This window comes from Asticcacaulis sp. AC466 (genome assembly GCF_000495815.1).
In the GTDB taxonomy this organism is placed as follows: Bacteria; Pseudomonadota; Alphaproteobacteria; order Caulobacterales; family Caulobacteraceae; genus Asticcacaulis.
Genome location: NZ_AWGE01000007.1, coordinates 120,816 through 139,911, shown reverse-complemented (window position 1 = coordinate 139,911; position 19,096 = coordinate 120,816). Strand labels below are relative to the sequence as shown.

The following is a 19,096-nucleotide window of genomic DNA, read 5'->3' as shown; positions in this document are numbered from 1 at the left end:
TGAGGCCGATTTTAGCGGACATCTTTGAAATTGGAAGGTGATGTTCCCAATGTGGTTAAGTTAAGGCGGAAGAATATCGACGATGACGGTTTGCCGTTCAGGCGGGTCAATTGGGAGTCATTCCGCTGATAGACCAGTTCGAACCAGGAACAGTCGTCGCGATAGATCAGACTGACGGTTGAGCGGCGCCAGGTATTGGCGACCAGATCACGGTCCAGACGCGCCGACACCCCCCAGTTTTGCGTGAAGAAGTGGCGCGCATAGAGTTGCATATTGCGGTAATTGTCGCCAAACCGTTCCAGTTTACCGTTTATGACGATTGGCGTTACCAAGGCATCATTGAAAATATAGCGCAGGGTGCCTGTGGTATTGGCCCTCGCGGCACTTAACCCGACTTCGCCCTGACTCAGACGTGAGGACTCGCCATCGAGACGTAACCGGGTGTAGCCGTAAATGCCATAGGGGGATTTGAAGCTGGCATTGGCAATCCAGTCCGAATTCTTCCGTCCCAGCCCGGAGGGATCGTAAGTATAGGTTGCACCATTGATGGCGACCGTTTTGAGAAACTGTGTCTCATCTTGATCACGCAACACGCGCCCGATCAAGCCATCGGTTTCCCAACCAGACTTGAACTTCAGTTCTGTGCGAAGCCCCAAATTCAGGCGGCTACCGGATTCGTAAATGTCGAAGCCGGGTGATTTGTTGACCGTAAACAGAGTCGTTTCATCAAATTCCAAGGACTGGCTGTCTTCGGTTGGGAGATACGGATTGGCTTGGCTTCTGGGGGACACTGCCAATTGCGCGATGGGTTCAATCACAACGGTGAAGGTATCGAACTTACGAAACAGCGGGTAGCTGAGGTTAACCCCGGCGGTGCCAAGGCCACGGGAAATCTCCCCGGACGTGCCCGACGTGTCGAGATCGGTTACCTTGTAGTAGTCGCCACGCAAATCGACGAACGGTCCCCACTTAACACCGCCTCGGGTCGTCATATCACCATACCAGGCCAGTCCGGCACTGGCACGGGTCGTGTCATAGCCCGTGACGCCGTCGGACAAGGCGGGCGCCCCAATGTCGCGCGCGGTCAGACCACTGATATTCGTAGAAAGCTCTTTGTGGAAGATGCCGATGCCACTCAACGAGGCTGTCAGTTGCCCGCCTAAGAAACGAGACCGCGGCGACCAATAGGCTTCTATTTGGGGTGCAATCGTTGGATAGAAGTCTGAATTTGTCGCGTAGGGCTGGGTAAGGCGCTGAGTACCTGTCGTATTGGTCGGGTCGTAGTCTAGCCAGCCCGCGGTTTGCAGGCTTTGGAAGCTGGCCATGGTGATGGCAAAGTAGGCATTCGACACTTGCCGTGTCAGGTTGAACTGATTGACCAGTTGCCGGGTGTCGACCGTCAACCCGCCTCTTTCATCGAAAGCGCCATCGATGTTGTAGCGTTCAAAGAAGTTTGCGTAGGTGCCGCCGCGGGGTAGGGACAGGGTGCCGTTGTTGTACAGACCAGACGGAAAACGATCCCGGACGTGCTGCGCGGTAAAGCTCCAACGCCAGTCAGGATTAATCTTAAACGCGCCATCGGCAAGTATATAGCCGCGCGTGTCGGAATGACCGTACTTCTCACCGGCATTGTCGAAAAATTTATCGTCCGTTACGCCCAGGCGAACATCCAGCAGGCCAGAATAAAATTGCCGCTGGTATTCCATATTGAGGAGGGGATTGACCTCCGTATTTAACTGCGGACTGACGAGCAGGTACGAATAGGGCGATATCGACCATAGATAAGGTTGTTCATACGAAAAGCCGCGTTTTTTGCTTAAGCCTATTTTGGGGGGCAGGAATCCTGAGGCGCGATCCAGTTCCGGATCGGGAGTCCATAGATAGGGCGAATATAGAACCGGGACGCCTTTTATTTTCACCGTCGCGTTATTGTAGAAGACCATCTTCTTGTCTTTACGCTGGGTGATCTGGCCCGCCTCAATCGACCAGGTCGGCGACTGGGTTTCACCGTGTTTCACGCAGAGGGCGCAAGGCGTATAGATCACGCTTGTCAGGCGATTGATATCCGGACTGATCTGCTCAAGCCTGCGCGCAAATACTTTTGCATTGTTTTTGCCGACAGAAGCGAAGTTTTCGCTGTAACCCGCCTGTTGATTGTCGTCATAGCGAATTTTATCGGCATACTGAATGCTGCCATCATCACCGATCGTCTGCGTGTGACCGGTCGCCGTGGTGACGCCCGTGTCAGAATTGGATGTAATTTGATCGGCACGAATGGTGCGGCCATTCTGACGCAGTTCTGCATTGCCCTGGGCTGTGACCAGACCGTCATCACTGGTTGTGACGGTATCGGCCTCGACATAGGATTGATCACGCACCAGGCCGTCTGTGCCAGGCACCGTTTCAGACCGCACAGAGGAGTCGTTAGGAACGGACGTATTAGGGCTGGGCAGGCTCACGCTGTTTTGCGCTACGCTCGACGATGCTGCCTGAGCCATTGCCAGTTCAAACGCCATCTGCGTCCCGGTCATTCCGGTACCGGACGGCGTCGCCGGTGCAGACTCCGTTTGCGCCACCGCCTGGCCGCCGCTTCCGACGCCCATGGCCATCAGGGACACCAGTCCCGCCCCCAGCTTGAGAGAATAGCGCTTCTTCATGCGTTACAGCTTAAGTCCCGTAGCAAAACAACAGTTCGGAATGCCGCGGAACCGCCCGCGCACTCCATATAGCATAGAAAACGGCGAAAAGAATCACCAGTAGGGCGAGCCTACCTTTTTTAGCCGTCCTCTGTGTAAACGATCAAAGTCATCGCCGCCAGCATTGCTAGGATTGGCGGAGACCAGCCCGCCAGAAAGATCGGAATGACGCCAGCTTTACCCATGGACGAGAACAGTTGATTGACGAAGAAGATGACGAAACCAAGGCTGATGCCCGAAATGATCAGCCCGGTGAGCCCGCCAAGCCGCATGAGGCGCAGGGAAAACACAGCTCCCAAAGCGGTCATCGCTGCGAACATCAATGGCGTGGACAAGAGTTGATGTAGCTTCAACTCGTACATAGCAGTCGAAAAACCAGAAATCTTGTTCTGGTAAATCAGGCCCGGCAGACGCCAGAATGGCACGGCCTGGGTCGACGCATACTTACGGAAAGCCTTTTGCGGATCCAAATTGGACGGGATGCCAAGTAGATCGTATGGTGGCACGGCGGGGCCGGACACAGTGGCCTCACGCGCATTCTTCAATGTCCATCCGCCCTGACCCAATGTCGCTTCCTGCGCATCGATCCGCTTGCGGAAAATCGGCGTTTGTTTAGCATCGATGTCATATATCCAAAAGGTCACGCCTAAGAGATGTCCTGGCGGTCCTTCCTGGCGTTCCGCGCGGATGACCACCTGCTGCTGCCCATCTCCTTGGCGCAGATAGATCGCGCCGCTATGCTTGTCCGGGACCGTATCGGCAGCGTTCAACTGGTTGATCGACTTGTCGTAAGTGTCACTGAGAATCGATGCCACCGGATTGAGAATGCCAATCGTCAACAGTCCGAATGCGAAGGCAAGAATGCTGGCCGGCAGTACGAAACGCCACGCCGAAACGCCGGCCGCGCGCATGGCAATCAGCTCGCTGCGTCGGTTCAGATTGACGAAGGCGAAAAGAGAACCGAACAAAAATGCAAACGGCAGCAGGATCAGGATCGAGCCCGGAGACTTTTCCAGCATCAAGCCGATTATGGACAGGCCCGATACCTCATCCTTGGCGCCCAGAGATTTCGAAATGCCGACATACTCAATGAGAAAAATCAGGCTCGAAACGACCATGACCGCCGACAGAAAGGCGGACACGCAGGTTTGCAGGATGTAGGTTTCCAGACGGCTTTTGCGCCAAGGGTTCAGGTAGGTTAGGTAGCCAACGAGAGGGAGATTGCTGATCCAGTTCATGTCTGCCTCGCTTACAATGGCTGCAAGACGGTGCGGTCGCGCCGGGTCGCCTGATGGACACGGCCCGTCGTACCGTCATGTTTGCGGATAAGATGGAGGCACACGAAGATCGGGATCATAGGTACGATATATTGCAAAAGGTTCAATACCCATGCAGAGGCGGAGGCAGTCTCTACCACTACACCGAAAATGCGGATCGTCAGGGCAATGATTGCCGCCACGCCGATACGTTGCGCGTAACCATTGCGGCTGAAGCGCCCCCCGAGCACGCTGACTATGGCGAGGAGTACAAAGGCGATATTATATAGCGGGTTGGCCAGGCGCGCATTGGCTTCGGCCACATACTTGCCGCGTATGGATTTTTCATAAGCGTAATTGATGGGGAACAGTAGCTCGTGCATGTAGCGATCCCCTTCCTTGAATTGCAGGTAGTCGTCGCTGGCGAAATAGGAGGTGATGTCGAAACTGGCCTGATCCCAGGTTTGATGCTCGATCACGCCCTTTTCCGTCAATTGTTGATTAGAACCGTTGCGCATGACGAGAACCGAACTGCCATCTACCTTGACGATACGGCCCTCACGCGCGGCAAAGGTGCGATCGCGACCGTCGGCCTCATCTGTTCGGATAAATAGTTGGCGCAGCAGTCCATTTTGATCGATCCGCTGAACATAGATGGTCAGACCTGTCGGGGAGGTAGCAAAATCCCCTTCTTTGACGAGGCTCGACAAGAGATCGTTCTTTACATCGAACAGTTCCTGACGCATGGCCCGGTTTGTAAGGGGCTGAATGAACAGGTTCACCATTAGGCTGATAAGCGTCAGATATATTCCGATGCGCAAAATTGGATAGGCAACCCGCATCAACGACATGCCGCTGGCGTAGGCGGCGGTAAATTCGTGTTCGCCCTGCATCCGTGTTAAAGCGACAAGTGTGCCAACGAAAAGGGCGATGGGGAAAATCAGCCCCGCCAATTGCGGCATGGAGAGCAGAGTAATCTTGATGAAGACCCACGCACTCTGGCCACGTTCGACGACAAGGTCGAATTGCGTCAGGGATTGGCTCAGCAGGGCAATCGCCGTCAAGGCCGCCACGGCACCGCCGATCGGTAGGATCAGCTGGCGAAATATGTAGCGATCAAGTGTGCGCATGCGTAAGTCTGATCCATCAGGCAGCCGTATTTCGAATTTCTTTTGACCGCTTACGCGGTTAATTACAAGCGCTTGTTGCGGCAGGAACGCGGCTCGGCGCGAAAAATGTGAACAGATCCGTACAGTTTGGTCCGGCAATGCGTTGTCGGGTCACAAAAAAGTTGCAGAAAGCCCTTCTGTCGCGCCTTAAAAAGGGGCATAGGTCTGGAAAATGCCGCCTGCGGCGGTCGTATCGACTCGGAGAATTCCATGCCTCAGCCCACTATTCAGCTTGCTAGCACCGCTGCCGCCAAAACCTGTCTGGGAGTTATTTTGGGTGAAAACGAAGCGCCAAGTCCCGGCTTCGCGAAGTTTGACTCAGCGGTAGCGGATGAGATCAAATCGGTCCTGACCTTGATGGCTTTCAAGGGGACGCGCGGTAAGGTGCAAATGGTCAGCCGGCCCGCCGCTGTTAATTTTGCCGCTCTGGCCGTTGTCGGTGCCGGCGACATCGCCAAGTTGGACACCGCCGCGATGGAAACAGTCGCTGCCAGCCTCTACCATGCAGTCAAGGCATCGGGCTTTGAGGGGCTAAGTCTGGATCTGACGGGGTATGGGCCGGAACTGGTGGCGCATGCCCTTCTGGCGTTGCATCTCGCCGCCTACCGCTTCGATAAATATTTTGGTCAGGCCAAGCTGGATAAGGCGCCAAGTCTGAAAGCGATCACCGTTGTATGCGACGATATCGCCGCGGCTGACAAGGCTTTCAAACCTTTGGCTGCCCTTCGCGACGGTATTCTGTTCGCCCGCGACCTCGTGTCGGAGCCGGCCAATGTACTTTATCCGCAATCCTATGCCGACCGGCTGGTGGGCCTCGAAACTATTGGCTTGCAAGTCGAGGTTCTCGGCATCGCCGAGATGGAAAAGCTGGGCATGCATTCCCTGCTCGGCGTAGGTCAGGGCTCTTCGCGGGAATCGAAGATGGTCGTCATGCAATGGAAGGGCGCGGGCGACGCCCAGCCGGTCGCTTTCGTTGGCAAGGGCGTGACCTTCGATACCGGGGGCATTTCGATCAAGCCTGCGGAAGGCATGGAAGATATGAAGTGGGACATGGGTGGTTCGGCGGCGGTCGTCGGCACCATGATTGCGCTTGCCTCCCGTGCCGCCAAAGTCAATGCGGTCGGCATTGTCGGACTGGTAGAAAACATGCCCGATGGCAATGCCCAGCGTCCAGGCGACGTCGTCAAGGCGATGTCGGGCACCACGATCGAAGTCATCAATACCGATGCGGAAGGCCGACTCGTTCTGGCCGACGCACTCTGGTATTGCCAGGACCGCTTCAAGCCGCAATTCATGATCGATCTGGCCACGCTGACGGGCGCCATGATCATTGCTCTGGGCATGGATTATGCCGGTGTTTTCAGCAACAACGACGAACTGGCTGAGAAAATTGGTGAGGCTTCCAAGGCCGCGTCCGAAAACACCTGGCGGATGCCGCTGCCACCACAATACGAAAAGCAAATCGATTCCAAGATCGCCGATATTCGCAACATCGGCGGACGTCCGGCAGGCTCGATTACTGCGGCGCTATTCCTCCAGCGCTTCGTCAACAATGTGCCCTGGGCACACATGGATATCGCGCCGACCGCCTGGACGAACGAACAACGGCTGCCGACGGTACCGGAAGGCGCTACTGGCTTCGGCGTGCGTACGCTGAATGAACTGGTCGCTAAATATTACGAAAGCTGATGCCGGACATCTGGTTTTATCACCTCGAAAAGACGCCCTTACCGCAGGTCCTTCCGGATTTGTTGGAGAAGGTGGTGCAAAAAGGGTGGCGCGCCTACATTCATGGTCATGAGGATGACAAGATTGACACCTTGAATGCCGAGTTATGGACTTACAATCCAGCAGCCTTTCTGGCCCACGGTAAGGAGGGTGACGAGTTGGCGCCGCGTCAGCCTATCCTTATGGGAACGTCAGGTGTGATGGTGAATAAACCAGAGGTTTATGTGTCAGTCTCGCCGATCGACATGCCGGACATCAGCACTACGGAGCGGTGCATGGTGGTCTTTGAAGGTGCAGACACCGATCATTTGGCATGGGCGCGTTCGCAATGGAAGCGGCTGAAAGGCGAAAGTCTGGAACTGGCCTATTGGAAACAGAACGCCCAAGGACGATGGGAGAAAATACAATGAAGCAAATACTTACAGCAGGCGCGATCGTGACGTTCGCCTGTGTCGGGCTGGCGTCCTGCTCATCCACGCCGGAACCCCAGCCGCAAACCGAGGTTCGCCCCCCCAGACCCCAGACGCAGACACCGGTTCATCGCCCACCGTCAACGCCGGTGCCATCGTCGTCCTACAAGCCGATGGCGGACGATCAATGCGGCGCGACAGCCTTACAATACCTGGTTGGCAAGCCACGCACGGAGATTCCCGTACCGTTGAACCCCGGTTCGCGCCGTGTAGTCTGCTCGACGTGCATCGTTACGCAGGAGTATCGCGCCGATCGTCAAACGATTGTGTTCAGCTCTGAGACCGGTATCATTCAATCGGTCAAATGCGGCTAATTTCTTAATAATTTTTGCTGCACTATGCTGTGGATGGCCCAGGGTGATGGTGCTACCCTGAGTTTTGTTGCTTGCGAATCGACGGCAGCCGGGGCGGGCCGTCACACCATCGCTATGTCTCCAGTGACGTGATCGAGGCCCGGGAAATATGGAAAAAACGCTGATCGCCGAAGGCCGGCCGGCCGAAATTCTGCTAGTAGATGATAATCGCGGCGATGCATTTTTGGCGTCTCACGCTTTCAAGGAAGCCAAGGTGGCGAGCAACCTCACGGTGGCGTCGACCGGCGAAATGGCTATGGCCATATTGAATCAGGACGGGGAATATGCCGGAAAGCGTTTACCGGACCTGATCATGCTTGATCTCGGGCTGCCAAAGATGAGCGGCGTCGAAGTTCTCACTCGTATCAAGACGAATGGACGTTTTCAGCACATTCCTGTGATTGTGATGTCAAATTCCGGAGCGGGACACAATATCTTAAAAAGCTACCAGCTTTATGCCAACGCATATGTCATTAAGCCGGTGGACCTGAACAAGTTTCGAGAGGCCATCAGTCTGATCGAAAAGTTCTTTTTCATGCTGGCTTGTGTTCCGGCGCAGGAAATGGACGCCTAAGGGAGGACGCATTATGGAGCCAAAACACATCACTATGTCCGCCCAAGCTGACCCGGCAGAAGAATTCAAGGATTTTGCCTACATTGTGTCGCATGATCTGGCTGGTCCAGTTCGGTCGATGGTGGCTTTTTCTCAGCTGCTGAAAGAAAGCCTGCCGCGTCCGGAAACGCCCGAGGATCAGCTTCATCTCGAACTCATCATCGAGAGTGGCCAGAAGTTGGGCGACATGATTGGCGGACTGCTTGCGTTTTCACGCCTTAACACGGTACCGCGCAGCCGGACGCTGGTGGAGCTCGAGATCGTGGTCGCGCGCTGCTATATGCAGTTGCAGGCACAACTGGACGCCACCAAGGGACATTTCAATTATCCACGCATGCCCGAAGTCATGGCCGACACGCAACAGATGCATACGGTCTTCTTTTCCTTGCTGGACAATGCCATCAAATTTCGCAAGCCGGATCAGGCACCGGATATTCGAATCCGCTGCGACAAAGGCAATGATTTTTGGGAGTTCAGCATATCTGACAACGGCATCGGGATCGATCCGATGTTCTACGACGATGTATTCCGCCCGTTACGCAAGCTGCACACAGATGAAGTTTATCCCGGTGTGGGCATGGGGCTGACCCTGACACGCAAGATCATTCTGGCGCATGGCGGCAATATCTGGCTGGAACCCTCCGAAATGGGCGGACTTAAGGTGAGCTTCAGCCTTCCGCGCTAGATGCGGAGCGCCGATATGGACGTAATTAAGGCGCCGGTCCGATGCGACCGGCGCCTTAAATTTACACTCCGGCCTCGGTGCGGGCATTCTCGTAGGTTTCCGCCGCCTCCATCCACTCGGCTTCAAGCGCGACCATTTTTTCTTCGAGCTTGGCCTTATCCTTGCCCAGACTGATCGCCTTGGCCTGGTCCTTTGTGTAAAGGTCGGGATCACCCAATTTCAGGTCCAGCAATTTTATCTGATTGGAGGTCGCCTCGATCTGGCGTTCCAAGTCATCAGCCCTTTTCTTCAGCGGCGCTATGGCGTTGCGCGCAGCAGCGGCAGCTTTACGAGCGTCTTTGGAGTTTACGTTGGCGGGCTTGTCCTTACCGGCGGCGACGGCTTCTTCGCGCGTTGCCGTTTTAGCGCGCTCAATAACCAGCTTGGCATAGTCGTCCATGCTGCCGGTGTAGGTCTTAACGGTCCCGTCATTGACCAGCCACAACTTGTCCGCCACCAGTTCGATGAGTGAGCGATCATGCGTGATGATCATAACCGCGCCTTCATAGTCATTGAGCGCATCGAGAAGTGCGCGGCGGCTATCGATATCCAAGTGGTTCGTCGGTTCGTCGAGGATCAATAGGTGTGGTGCTTCCATCGCCACCATATTCAGCAGCAGGCGGGCGCGCTCTCCGCCGGACAGGTCTTTCACCTTGGTTTCAACCTTGATAGCGGTCATGCCAAAGGACCCAAGACGTGACCGACGCTTGGCCTCCGTCTCATCCGGACGCGCTCGACGTATCATTTCCAGCGGCGTGTCTTCCGGGTCCATGGCTTCGATTTGGTGCTGGTGGAACCAGGCTACGGTCATACGGCGGTCACGCCATTGCGTGCCGTGCGTTTCCTTGAGGGCGCCGGCCAGCAGCTTCGCGAAGGTAGACTTACCCGCGCCATTGACGCCCAAAACGCCAATCCGATCATCGGGATCCAGACGGACATTCATGTGGCGCAGGATAATGGTATCGCCATAGCCTGTGCTGGCGTCTTCGAGGCGCAGAATTGGCGGAGACAGCTGCTTTTCCGGTGAGGGCAGGATAAACGGCGCGACGCGGTCTTCTATAGTCGCGGCGATAGGCGGCAGTTTTTCCAGCTTCTTCATACGCGACTGCGCCTGTGCCGCCTTGGACGCCTTGGCGCGGAAGCGGTCTACGAAGGCCTGGAGGTGGGCGCGTTCAGCTTCCTGCTTCACCTGGTTCGCCGCGTTCAGACGGGCCTTTTCAGCTCGCATGCGCTCGAAATTATCATAGCCGCCGGAATAGTAGTCCAGGCGCTGACCGACGACGTGAACAATGGCATCGACCGATTCATTGAGCAGGTCGCGATCGTGGGAGATCATCAGGGCCGCGTTAGGGTAACGCTTCAAACGGGCTTCCAACCACAACGCGCCTTCAAGATCGAGATAGTTGGTCGGTTCGTCGAGCAGCAAAAGATCCGGCTCGGCCAGCAGAGCCCCAGCCAAAGCGGCACGCATGCGCCAGCCGCCGGAGAAATCCGATATCGGCCGCGTCAGGTCAGCATTGGAAAAGCCAAGCCCGCTCAGGATTTCCGCCGCCTTGGCCGGCGCGCGATCGGCCCCGATGGCATAGAGGTCGTGATGGATTTCCGCCTGATGCATGGGATCGGCGGTTTCAAGGGCCAGCAGCAGATCACGACGGCGGATATCCAGGTCCAGAACTTCGTCAATCAGATGCTTGGGCGAGGCGGCAATTTCCTGATCGACCGATGCGATGCGCCAGGCTTTCGGCGTCGTAATTTCACCGCCGCCCGGCTGCGCCTGACCCAAGATCAACTTGAAGAGGGTCGACTTGCCGACACCGTTCAGACCGACCAGTCCCGCCTTGGTGCCGGGCGTCAGGCTTAGGGTGGCACCGTCGAAAAAGCGACGCCCGTAGGCGTCGTAGACCAGGTTGGTAATCTGCAGCATATGACTTAAAAACTTTAGAAATTTACGGGTTGGCTTACGCCTTGGGTGTCGCTATAAGCCAGCCCAACCCAAATACCAACATAAAATGGATTTCCTATGTCCCGTACTTTCTCGATCATCAAGCCGGACGCGACCCGCCGCAACCTGACCGGCGCGATCAACGCCGTTATCGAAGCGGCTGGCCTGCGCATCGTCGCCCAGCGCCGCGTAAAGCTGACCCAGGCGCAAGCCGAAACCTTCTACGGCGTCCACAAGGAACGTCCGTTCTTTGGTGAACTGGTTGGCCAAATGACTGCCGAGCCGGTCGTCGTGCAGGTTCTGGAAGCCGACAATGCCGTGCCGAAGTATCGTGAAGTCATGGGCGCCACCAACCCGGAACAAGCCGCGGAAGGGACCATCCGTAAGCTGTTCGCGCTGTCTATCGGTGAAAACTCGGTCCACGGTTCGGACTCCGATGAGAACGCCGCGATTGAAATCGCCCAGTTCTTCACGGAAGATCAGATCGTCGGCTAATTGCCGCTACGGCTTAGATATCGAAACGCCGGGGTTTTCACCCCGGCGTTTTTTTATGGATCGGCTTTTGCGACGACGATATCTCGGCTGAAAGGGCAGACGTCTAGACTTTTGTCAGAATCGTCCGAACCGCCTCAGCATACAAGCGGTGTTCCTCAGCTAACACTCGAGCCGCTAGCATATCGGCTGTATCTCCGATCAAAACAGGTACGCGGGCTTGAGCGATGATGTCGCCTTCGTCAACGCCGGGTGACACCCAGTGAACAGTGGCCCCGTGTTCCTTGACGCCGGCATCGAGGGCGCGTTCATGGGTGTGCAGCCCCTTGAAATCCGGCAGGAGGGCAGGGTGGATGTTTATCATCTTGCCTTGCCATTGCGTCACCAGCCATGGCGTCAGCACGCGCATATACCCGGCCAGACAAATGAATTCGACGCCGGCGCCACGCAGTTCGGCATCGATCAGACGCTCATGCGCCTCACGGTCCTTGCCGAACACTTTGTGATCCAGGGCAAAGGTCTTTATGCCGTGGGCGGCCGCCCATTCCAGGCCCGCCGCGTTCGGATCGTTGGAAACGACCAGCACGAACTCCGCCGGAAAATCAGGCGATTTGGCGGCCTCTACCAATGCCATCATGTTCGAACCACGGCCCGAAATGAATATGGCAGCTTTGGTCTTGCGCATTATTTCGCCGCCAACTGACCGCAGATAAAGGCGTCTTCGCCGGCATTGAGCAAAGCCGCCAGGACGGCATCGGCATCCTTGGGCGCCACATAGAGCACAAATCCGACGCCACAATTGAAGGTACGCAGCATCTCCTGCTTGGCGATATTGCCGGTATCCATCAGCCACTGAAACACGGGGGGGAATTCCCAACCGTCAAAATCGAACTGGGCCGTCAGACCGTCGCGCACCGCCCGATCGGGATTTTCAATGAGACCGCCACCGGTGATATGGGCGCCCCCCTTGATCAGGCCCGCCTTCATCAGGGGGAGGACGGACTTGATATAGATCCGTGTCGGTTCAAGCAGCGCCTGCGCCAGGGACAGGCCCTTGGCAAACGGCGCGTCTGACGACCAGGACAGGCCAGCCACCTCGATCACTTTGCGGATCAGCGAGTACCCGTTTGAGTGGGGGCCGGAAGAGGCCAGGCCGATGATGACGTCCCCTTCGCGTTGGTCGTCCAGGCGCGGCAAGACCTTATTGCGGTCAACGGCGCCGACGCTGAAACCGGCCAGGTCGTAATCATCGCTACCGTACATGCCTGGCATTTCGGCCGTTTCACCGCCCACCAGCGCACAGCCCGCCCGCTTGCACCCTTCGGCAATACCAGCGACAACGCGCTTGGCGGTATCGACATCCAGCTTAGAGGTCGCATAATAGTCGAGGAACATCAGAGGTTCCGCACCCTGCGCCAGAAGATCGTTAACACACATAGCGACCAGATCGATTCCAACCGTATCGTGCCTATGGGTTTCGATAGCGATTTTGAGCTTGGTGCCGACACCGTCGGTCGTCGTCACGATAAGCGGATCGTCGTAACCGGCGGCGCGCAGGTCAAAGAGGGCGCCAAATCCGCCGAGACTGGCTTCCGCCCCCGGACGCCGCGTCGCCTTAGCCAACGGCTTGATCGCATCGACCAAGGCTTCGCCGGCGTCGATATCGACTCCGGACTGTGCGTATGTTAGGCCAGTTTTTGCGCCAGGTTCGGACATAAAATAATTCCTGTAATCACTTAGGGCTATTTCCGGCCCGTTTCGGTTTGCTATAACTACAAAATGACACCAATTACAAATACCAAAGACCTGATCGCCTTTTGTGATGCGATAAAATCCGCGCCATTTATTACGGTCGACACCGAATTTATGCGCGAGACCACCTACTGGCCCAAGTTGTGCCTTATCCAGGCCGCCAGCGAGGATCAGGCCGCGATCATCGATCCGTTGGCCAAGGATCTGGATTTAAAGCCTTTTCTCGACGTACTGGCGGACGAAAAGGTTCTCAAGGTGTTTCATGCCTGCCGACAGGACATGGAAATCTTTGTCAATCTTGGTGTCATGCCAAGGCCAATCTTCGACACCCAGGTTGCCGCCATGGCCGCCGGTTTCGGTGATCAGGTCGCTTATGATTCGCTTGTGCGCCAGAAATTGAAGATTGATATCGATAAAGGGTCTCGCTTCACTGATTGGGCGCGCCGTCCCCTGAGTGACCAGCAGTTAAGCTATGCCCTCGGCGATGTCACCCATCTGGCTAAGGTTTATCCCAAACTGCGCGACCGATTGGCGCGTGAAGGCCGCCTGGATTGGGTGTCGGAAGAAATGAAGGCCCTGACCGCGGAGTCGCTTTATTCCACCAGCCCGGAAGAGGCCTGGCGACGTCTCAAGCCGCGCAAAAACGCCGTCAAGTACATGGCGGTCTTCGCCCAGGTTGCGGCTTGGCGCGAACGGATGGCGCAGGAACGCGACATGCCTCGCGGGCGGATACTCAAAGATGAGGGCATAGATGAGATTGCCACTCAGATGCCGACCGATCCCGGAGCTTTCGATCACCTAAGATCAACCTCTAAAGGGTTCGGGGCGTCGAAATTCGGTCTTGATCTGGCGGAAATCATCCGGAACGTGTTGAAAAACCCGGAAGCCTTTGCGCCTAAGGTCGAAAAGTCGGCGCCGCCCGTTCAGGTGCCTGCATCGGTCGTCGAACTTCTGAAGGTGCTACTGCGCATTCGCTGCGAAGAGGAGGGCGTAGCGCCCAAACTCATAGCAACGGTGTCCGATTTGGAAAAGATCGCCCTGGATGACAAGGCGAAGGTGCCGGCTCTGGAAGGCTGGCGCAAATCGGTATTTGGTGACGACGCGCTCCGCCTCAAGCGGGGCGAACTGGCCCTGGTGTTAAACGGCACCAAGGTCGAGGTTGTTGAACTGGACTAAGAGCGCTCTCCGACGATCGCACTTTTCAGAAAGCGCTCTAATAGGTAATAATATTCAGGTTGAGTTTCAGCGCCTGAGCCAGGGCGCGGGCCCGTCGCCGCGTCTGTTCGCCGAGCAACAAATCTTCCCAACCCGACTTCGCGCTCAGCACCAGTTGCAGGTCCTGTTGGCGAATATGCGCATGACTGAGTAGTTTCGCAGACTTTGCCGATAAGTCGCAACCCAGGCGAAGTAACAGCCCCAGCTTCGTGGCCCGCTGTAACATGTCTTCACCGAGGATGCGACTGACCAGTATGGGTTCTTTCGTATAGGGATCGCCGCTGTAGCGGGTATAGGTCGCGCAAGCCAGGAACACACGCTCCTCATGGTTTTGCCCCGCGATCGGCGCGCGCAGGACCTGATCGCAGGCGAGATCTGCGCGATGATCGGGGTGGAGGCGCGCACCAATATCCGACAACTGGGCGGCGGCGCGGATCAGTTTTTGCGATGGCCGTTCGATCAAAAACGTATCGACGCTGTCGTAAAACTCATTGGCCCAGTTCGCCAGGTTTGGCCCCAGATCGTCGTTTATTCCCAGACGATGCCCGAGCGCGGCGCAGCCGGCAATCAGCGGGTCTTCCTGCTGACGCGCGGGGCTGAATTCGTCGAACAACAGGCCCTCCCGCAGACCATATGCCGAGAAGCACAGGGTATCAAATTTGAGAATTTCGATCAGCCCCTGCAACACGAGGGCGGCATAGGAAATGTTTTCCAGCCGACGCTTCGACACACCGGGGATTTTTTCCAGGGAGGACGGAGACTGGCTGGCGATCAAACGCGATATGGACAGAGCTTCGCGGGCCGGCAATTCAAATTGCTGAATGACGTGAAGCGGATAATTCTGCTTCTGCATCCAGATAAGCGCCAAATTACGCCAGGCGCCGCCCACGGCGTGAAACTGCGCATTATGGAAGCGGCCTTCGAGCGGCACCAGACGGCTTTTGATAAGATCGTAAGTCTTGTCAGTCTCTATAGGCTTCGGCGCGCCCAGCGCAAACGGGCCAAGCGGAAGGGTAATGCCCTGGCCCAGAGCCTCGCCATCGAGAAGGATCAGCTCAAGGCTTGAACCGCCGAGATCACCGACGACGCCGCGCGCATCGGCATGGCCGCAGCGAACGCCCTGGGCGGAATAGTAGGCCTCTTCGGCGCCGGTCAGTACGCGGATCTGGAAGCCCGTCTGGCGCTGCACTTCAGCGACAAATTCCGGACCATCGCTCGCTTCACGGATGGCGGCGGTTGCGACGACATGAACGCCGTTAAGATCGTAGGATTCTAGGATGGCCTTGAACCGGCGCAGCGCGATAAGACTTTCCCTCATCCCGCCCTTGTGCAGGGCGCCGATGCTTTTCAAATCTCTCCCGAGCCCCGCCAAGACCTTTTCGTTGAAAACGGGCCATATAGACCGACCTTCGACGCGGTAAATAACCAGACGAACAGAATTCGAGCCGATATCGATGACAGCGGTATTATAATTCAAACTCATCCGTTCCCGATACAAAAGACAGCCTTCCGCTAACGCGTTTGGCTCCCTTTGACCAGTCCTATATTATTAATCACAATGACTTGCGCTACACCTACTTACGGGCGCCGACGTGGTCGAAGGCCTGAGGCAGGTCCTTGACGCCGCGCCCGCGTCCTGAGAGGGACGGGTTAGTCATGAAATAGTCGTGGGCTGAGAACGGCTTATCTAGGTGGCTGACATCGAGGCGATGGTAGGTGCCGTTTGATTGCAGCGACCACGTCTGAGCTTCGTCATTGAGGTTGGCGACCATGATCTGGTCCAGGACCTGGCGGTGAACGGTGGGGTTTTCAACCGGAATCATGACTTCGACGCGACGATCGAGGTTACGGCTCATCCAGTCGGCCGAGGAAATGAACACGCGCGCCTGATCGGATGGCAAGGCATGGCCGTTGGCGAAACAAACGATTCGGGAATGTTCCAGGAAACGTCCGACAATGGATTTGACCCGAATGTTTTCCGACACCCCAGGGACTCCCGGCCGCAGGCAACAGATGCCACGGATAATCAGGTCGATCTGCACGCCGGCCTGGCTGGCCTGATAGAGTTTCTTGATGATCGCCGGATCTACCAGCGCATTCAGCTTGGCCCATATCTGAGCCGGCTTACCCGCTTTGGCGTTGATAATTTCCTGATCGATCAGATGAATAAGGCCGGGCTTCAAGGTAACGGGTGAGAAGTACAGCTTTTCCATCATCTCAGGGCGTGCGTAGCCGGTGATGAAGTTGAAGACGCGCATGGCGTCACGACCCAGTTCCGGATTGGCCGTGAAGAGCGAGAGGTCGGTGTATATCTTGGCCGTGATCGGATGGTAGTTGCCGGTGCCGAAATGACAATAGGTCCGCAACGACTCACCTTCACGCCGGACAACGACCGACAGCTTGGCGTGGGTCTTATACTCCACGAAACCATAAACAACGTGGACGCCAGCCCGTTCCATTGCCCGCGCCCAGCGCAGGTTGGCTTCTTCGTCGAAACGTGCCTTGATCTCAACCAGGGCGGTAACGTTCTTGCCCTGTTCGGCCGCTTCAATCAAAGCCGCGACGATCGGCGAATCCTTGGACGTTCGGTACAGGGTTTGCTTGATCGCGATGACGTCCGGATCACGCGCCGCCTGGCGCAGGAACTGAACCACAGCATCGAAGCTTTCGAACGGGTGGTGGACAAGGATGTCCTTTTCTCGAATGGCACCAAAAACATCGCCGCCATTATCGCGAATACGTTCTGGAAAACGGGGCTCAAATGGCTTGAACTTCAGGTCATTGCGGTCGCGCGGAATCAGTTGGGACACCTCAGCCATACCCAGAATGCCGGTAATATTCACAACGTCTTCGGATTTGGCATGCAGGTGGCCAATGATAAAGGCGCGCAGGTCGTCCGGCATGGTCGAATCAATTTCGACACGGACCACCGAGCCCAGGCGACGTTGTTTGATGAGCGCTTCGAATTCGCGCACCAAGTCTTCGGCTTCTTCCTCCATTTCGATATCTGAATCGCGCAAAATCCGAAACAGGCCGCGCGAGACGATATCGAAGCCTGGGAACAACTGGTGCAGGAAAAGAGAGACGAAGTTTTCCAGGCTAATGAACTTGCGTCGCGTATCGCCGGGCTTGCGCGCAGTGGATTCAATCTCCCAGAACCGCTTGACGCCTGTGGGGATCGGTACGAGCGCGTACATTGTCTTGTTGTCCTTGCGTCGCAGCAGCTTCAGGACAATGGAGAAGCCCAGATTGGGTATGAAGGGGAAGGGGTGTGCCGGATCGATAGCCAGAGGCGTCAGAACTGGGAACAGTTGATTGTCGTAAAGCTTCTCCAACCAAGCCATGTCGGTCTTATTGACATCCTTAGGTGCCAGCAGGATCAGCCCGTGATCGTGCAGTTGGTTGCGAATATGCGACCATATCGCTTGTTGCTTGCTCATTAACTGGCTGGCGGCGGTGTTGACCATTTCGAGCTGTTCGGCCGGTGTGTGGCCGTCGCCGGACAAGACACGGACCCCTTCGCGCACCTGGCCTTGCAAGCCGGCCACGCGCACCATGTAGAATTCGTCGAGGTTGTTCGCCGAGATGGATAGAAAGCGAAGACGTTCCAGCAATGGGTGGCGAGGGTTCTTTGATTCTTCGATGACGCGCTGATTAAAGGCCAGCCAGCTCAGTTCACGGTTGATATAGAGCGACGGATCAAGGGGGACATCGGGACTGAAATCGAACTTTGCCGGACTGCCCGCGGGGGCGTCGTCCGTAGATGGCGGGCTGGGCACGGTCTGTAGGCCAATATTCGAATCAATCATCACTTCGCCAATCAAATCAATCTGTTTGGCGCGAATTTAGCGCCGATTTCTTAAGAACTATATTAAGGTTACCCGTTTTGGTCCGCCATTACATGTCGGCGTCGAACAAATCGGAATTTTGCTCGAAAAAGGATTTTGCCAATGCCCGGTTGAACGGACGTCCGTTGGCATAATGCTCAAGTTCTGTGACAATTTTTTGTGCTGCCGCTACCGACCGGTCCATGCGCCGCGCAATATAGTCGATGAAATCCGGCGACGGAGAAATGGCGCGTTGCGCGAACAGCTTGTTGAGGATAGCTATGAGTAAATCTTCGTCCGGCTCAGGCAAGGTCATGATGCGCATGGCGTTCAGTCGCGATGCCAGATCGGGCAGATGGACATCCCAGGCAATGGGTTGATTTTGCGTAAGGAGAACAAGCTGTTTTGCTGTTTTCTGGACGTGATTACATAGATGAAAAAGGGCTTCTTCGGACGCATCTTCCGCATCGTCCACGACGTAGGTCACGGCTTCCAGCGCACCGGGGTCAAGCCTACGCGTGTCGTCAGCGGTCAGAAACCGGCCCCCGGATGTGTCTGCGAAGATATGGCCCAGATGCGTCTTGCCGCTGCCTTCAGGGCCGAGCAAAATTAAATGCGGACTCAACCATTGATCGGGATGCAACAGTACGCCCATCAGCGCCGCCAGTTCCGTGGTGGCGATGAAGTTGTCGCGGCTGAAGCGGTCAGCGGCTTCGAGGTCTAGCGGCAATTGCGTGGACATGGACCCAATGTAGAAGGCCCGGCCGCCGAAGACAATGACCGCATGGTGGATAAGAGGGTCAGATTGTGAGTAAATTCAAAGGCGCGCCCGATCCGCCAAACGGCAAAAGGCTTGACA

The 19,096-nt window shown here is 56.2% G+C and carries 16 protein-coding genes; 7 read left to right on the top strand and 9 right to left on the bottom strand.

The window, feature by feature from the left end; genetic code table 11:
- Positions 1-11: 11 nt before the first annotated feature.
- From AEAC466_RS31140 to AEAC466_RS31130, 3 genes are all read right to left on the bottom strand, one after another.
- Entirely contained in the window at positions 12-2,657 is a 2,646-nt protein-coding gene (locus AEAC466_RS31140; protein WP_023457718.1) for an LPS-assembly protein LptD, read from the bottom strand.
- A 119-nt stretch (positions 2,658-2,776) separates the two neighbouring features.
- The gene (locus AEAC466_RS31135) at positions 2,777-3,934 is read right to left on the bottom strand and encodes an LptF/LptG family permease (RefSeq protein ID WP_023457717.1); all 1,158 of its coding nucleotides are present in this window, start codon (positions 3,932-3,934) and stop codon (positions 2,777-2,779) included.
- An 11-nt stretch (positions 3,935-3,945) separates the two neighbouring features.
- Positions 3,946-5,082, bottom strand: a complete 1,137-nt coding sequence (locus AEAC466_RS31130; protein ID WP_023457716.1) for an LptF/LptG family permease — start codon at positions 5,080-5,082, stop codon at positions 3,946-3,948.
- 249 nt (positions 5,083-5,331) lie between these two features.
- Here AEAC466_RS31130 and AEAC466_RS31125 point away from each other — a divergent pair, with 249 nt between their 5' ends.
- The 5 genes from AEAC466_RS31125 (at position 5,332) to AEAC466_RS31110 (ending at position 8,970) form a co-directional block, all read left to right on the top strand.
- On the top strand, positions 5,332-6,810 hold the full coding sequence (locus tag AEAC466_RS31125) for a leucyl aminopeptidase (RefSeq protein ID WP_023457715.1): 1,479 nt from the start codon (positions 5,332-5,334) through the stop codon (positions 6,808-6,810).
- Positions 6,810-7,259, top strand: a complete 450-nt coding sequence (locus AEAC466_RS31120; protein WP_023457714.1) for a DNA polymerase III subunit chi — start codon at positions 6,810-6,812, stop codon at positions 7,257-7,259. The genes AEAC466_RS31125 and AEAC466_RS31120 overlap by 1 nt, the downstream gene beginning before the upstream one ends.
- Positions 7,256-7,633 carry a proteinase inhibitor i78 gene (locus AEAC466_RS44420; protein ID WP_155913559.1) on the top strand — a complete coding sequence of 126 codons (378 nt, stop codon included), beginning with the start codon at positions 7,256-7,258 and terminating at the stop codon, positions 7,631-7,633. The genes AEAC466_RS31120 and AEAC466_RS44420 overlap by 4 nt, the downstream gene beginning before the upstream one ends.
- Before the next feature lie 148 nt (positions 7,634-7,781).
- A complete protein-coding gene (locus AEAC466_RS31115) occupies positions 7,782-8,246 on the top strand; it encodes a response regulator (protein WP_023457713.1) in 465 nt (154 codons plus the stop codon).
- Positions 8,247-8,280: 34 nt separating this feature from the next.
- Positions 8,281-8,970 (top strand): sensor histidine kinase, encoded by a 690-nt coding sequence (locus AEAC466_RS31110; protein WP_023457712.1) that lies wholly within the window; start codon positions 8,281-8,283, stop codon positions 8,968-8,970.
- 61 nt (positions 8,971-9,031) lie between these two features.
- Here the strand turns inward: AEAC466_RS31110 and AEAC466_RS31105 are convergent, their stop codons facing one another.
- Complete coding sequence (locus tag AEAC466_RS31105) at positions 9,032-10,933, bottom strand: ABC-F family ATP-binding cassette domain-containing protein (RefSeq protein ID WP_023457711.1); 1,902 nt, start codon at positions 10,931-10,933, stop codon at positions 9,032-9,034.
- 96 nt (positions 10,934-11,029) lie between these two features.
- Between AEAC466_RS31105 and ndk the strand changes: the two genes are divergently transcribed.
- Entirely contained in the window at positions 11,030-11,446 is a 417-nt protein-coding gene (ndk, locus tag AEAC466_RS31100; RefSeq protein WP_023457710.1) for a nucleoside-diphosphate kinase, read from the top strand.
- A 103-nt stretch (positions 11,447-11,549) separates the two neighbouring features.
- On the opposite strand, the gene purN is transcribed toward ndk, so the two are convergent.
- Both purN and purM read right to left on the bottom strand, forming a co-directional pair.
- Positions 11,550-12,128: a phosphoribosylglycinamide formyltransferase gene (gene purN / locus AEAC466_RS31095; RefSeq protein WP_023457709.1), complete on the bottom strand. Its 579-nt coding sequence runs from the start codon at positions 12,126-12,128 to the stop codon at positions 11,550-11,552.
- A complete protein-coding gene (purM, locus tag AEAC466_RS31090; protein ID WP_023457708.1) occupies positions 12,128-13,159 on the bottom strand; it encodes a phosphoribosylformylglycinamidine cyclo-ligase in 1,032 nt (343 codons plus the stop codon). Before purM ends, purN begins: the two co-directional genes overlap by 1 nt.
- A 63-nt stretch (positions 13,160-13,222) precedes the next feature.
- Between purM and rnd the strand changes: the two genes are divergently transcribed.
- Positions 13,223-14,371, top strand: a complete 1,149-nt coding sequence (rnd, locus tag AEAC466_RS31085) for a ribonuclease D (protein ID WP_023457707.1) — start codon at positions 13,223-13,225, stop codon at positions 14,369-14,371.
- Between the two features lie 37 nt (positions 14,372-14,408).
- Here the strand turns inward: rnd and AEAC466_RS31080 are convergent, their stop codons facing one another.
- The 3 genes from AEAC466_RS31080 to AEAC466_RS31070 form a co-directional block, all read right to left on the bottom strand.
- Positions 14,409-15,893: a Ppx/GppA phosphatase family protein gene (locus AEAC466_RS31080; protein WP_023457706.1), complete on the bottom strand. Its 1,485-nt coding sequence runs from the start codon at positions 15,891-15,893 to the stop codon at positions 14,409-14,411.
- A 91-nt stretch (positions 15,894-15,984) separates the two neighbouring features.
- Complete coding sequence (locus tag AEAC466_RS31075; protein ID WP_031238511.1) at positions 15,985-18,219, bottom strand: RNA degradosome polyphosphate kinase; 2,235 nt, start codon at positions 18,217-18,219, stop codon at positions 15,985-15,987.
- An 88-nt stretch (positions 18,220-18,307) separates the two neighbouring features.
- Entirely contained in the window at positions 18,308-18,979 is a 672-nt protein-coding gene (locus tag AEAC466_RS31070) for a DnaA ATPase domain-containing protein (protein WP_023457704.1), read from the bottom strand.
- Positions 18,980-19,096: the final 117 nt, after the last annotated feature.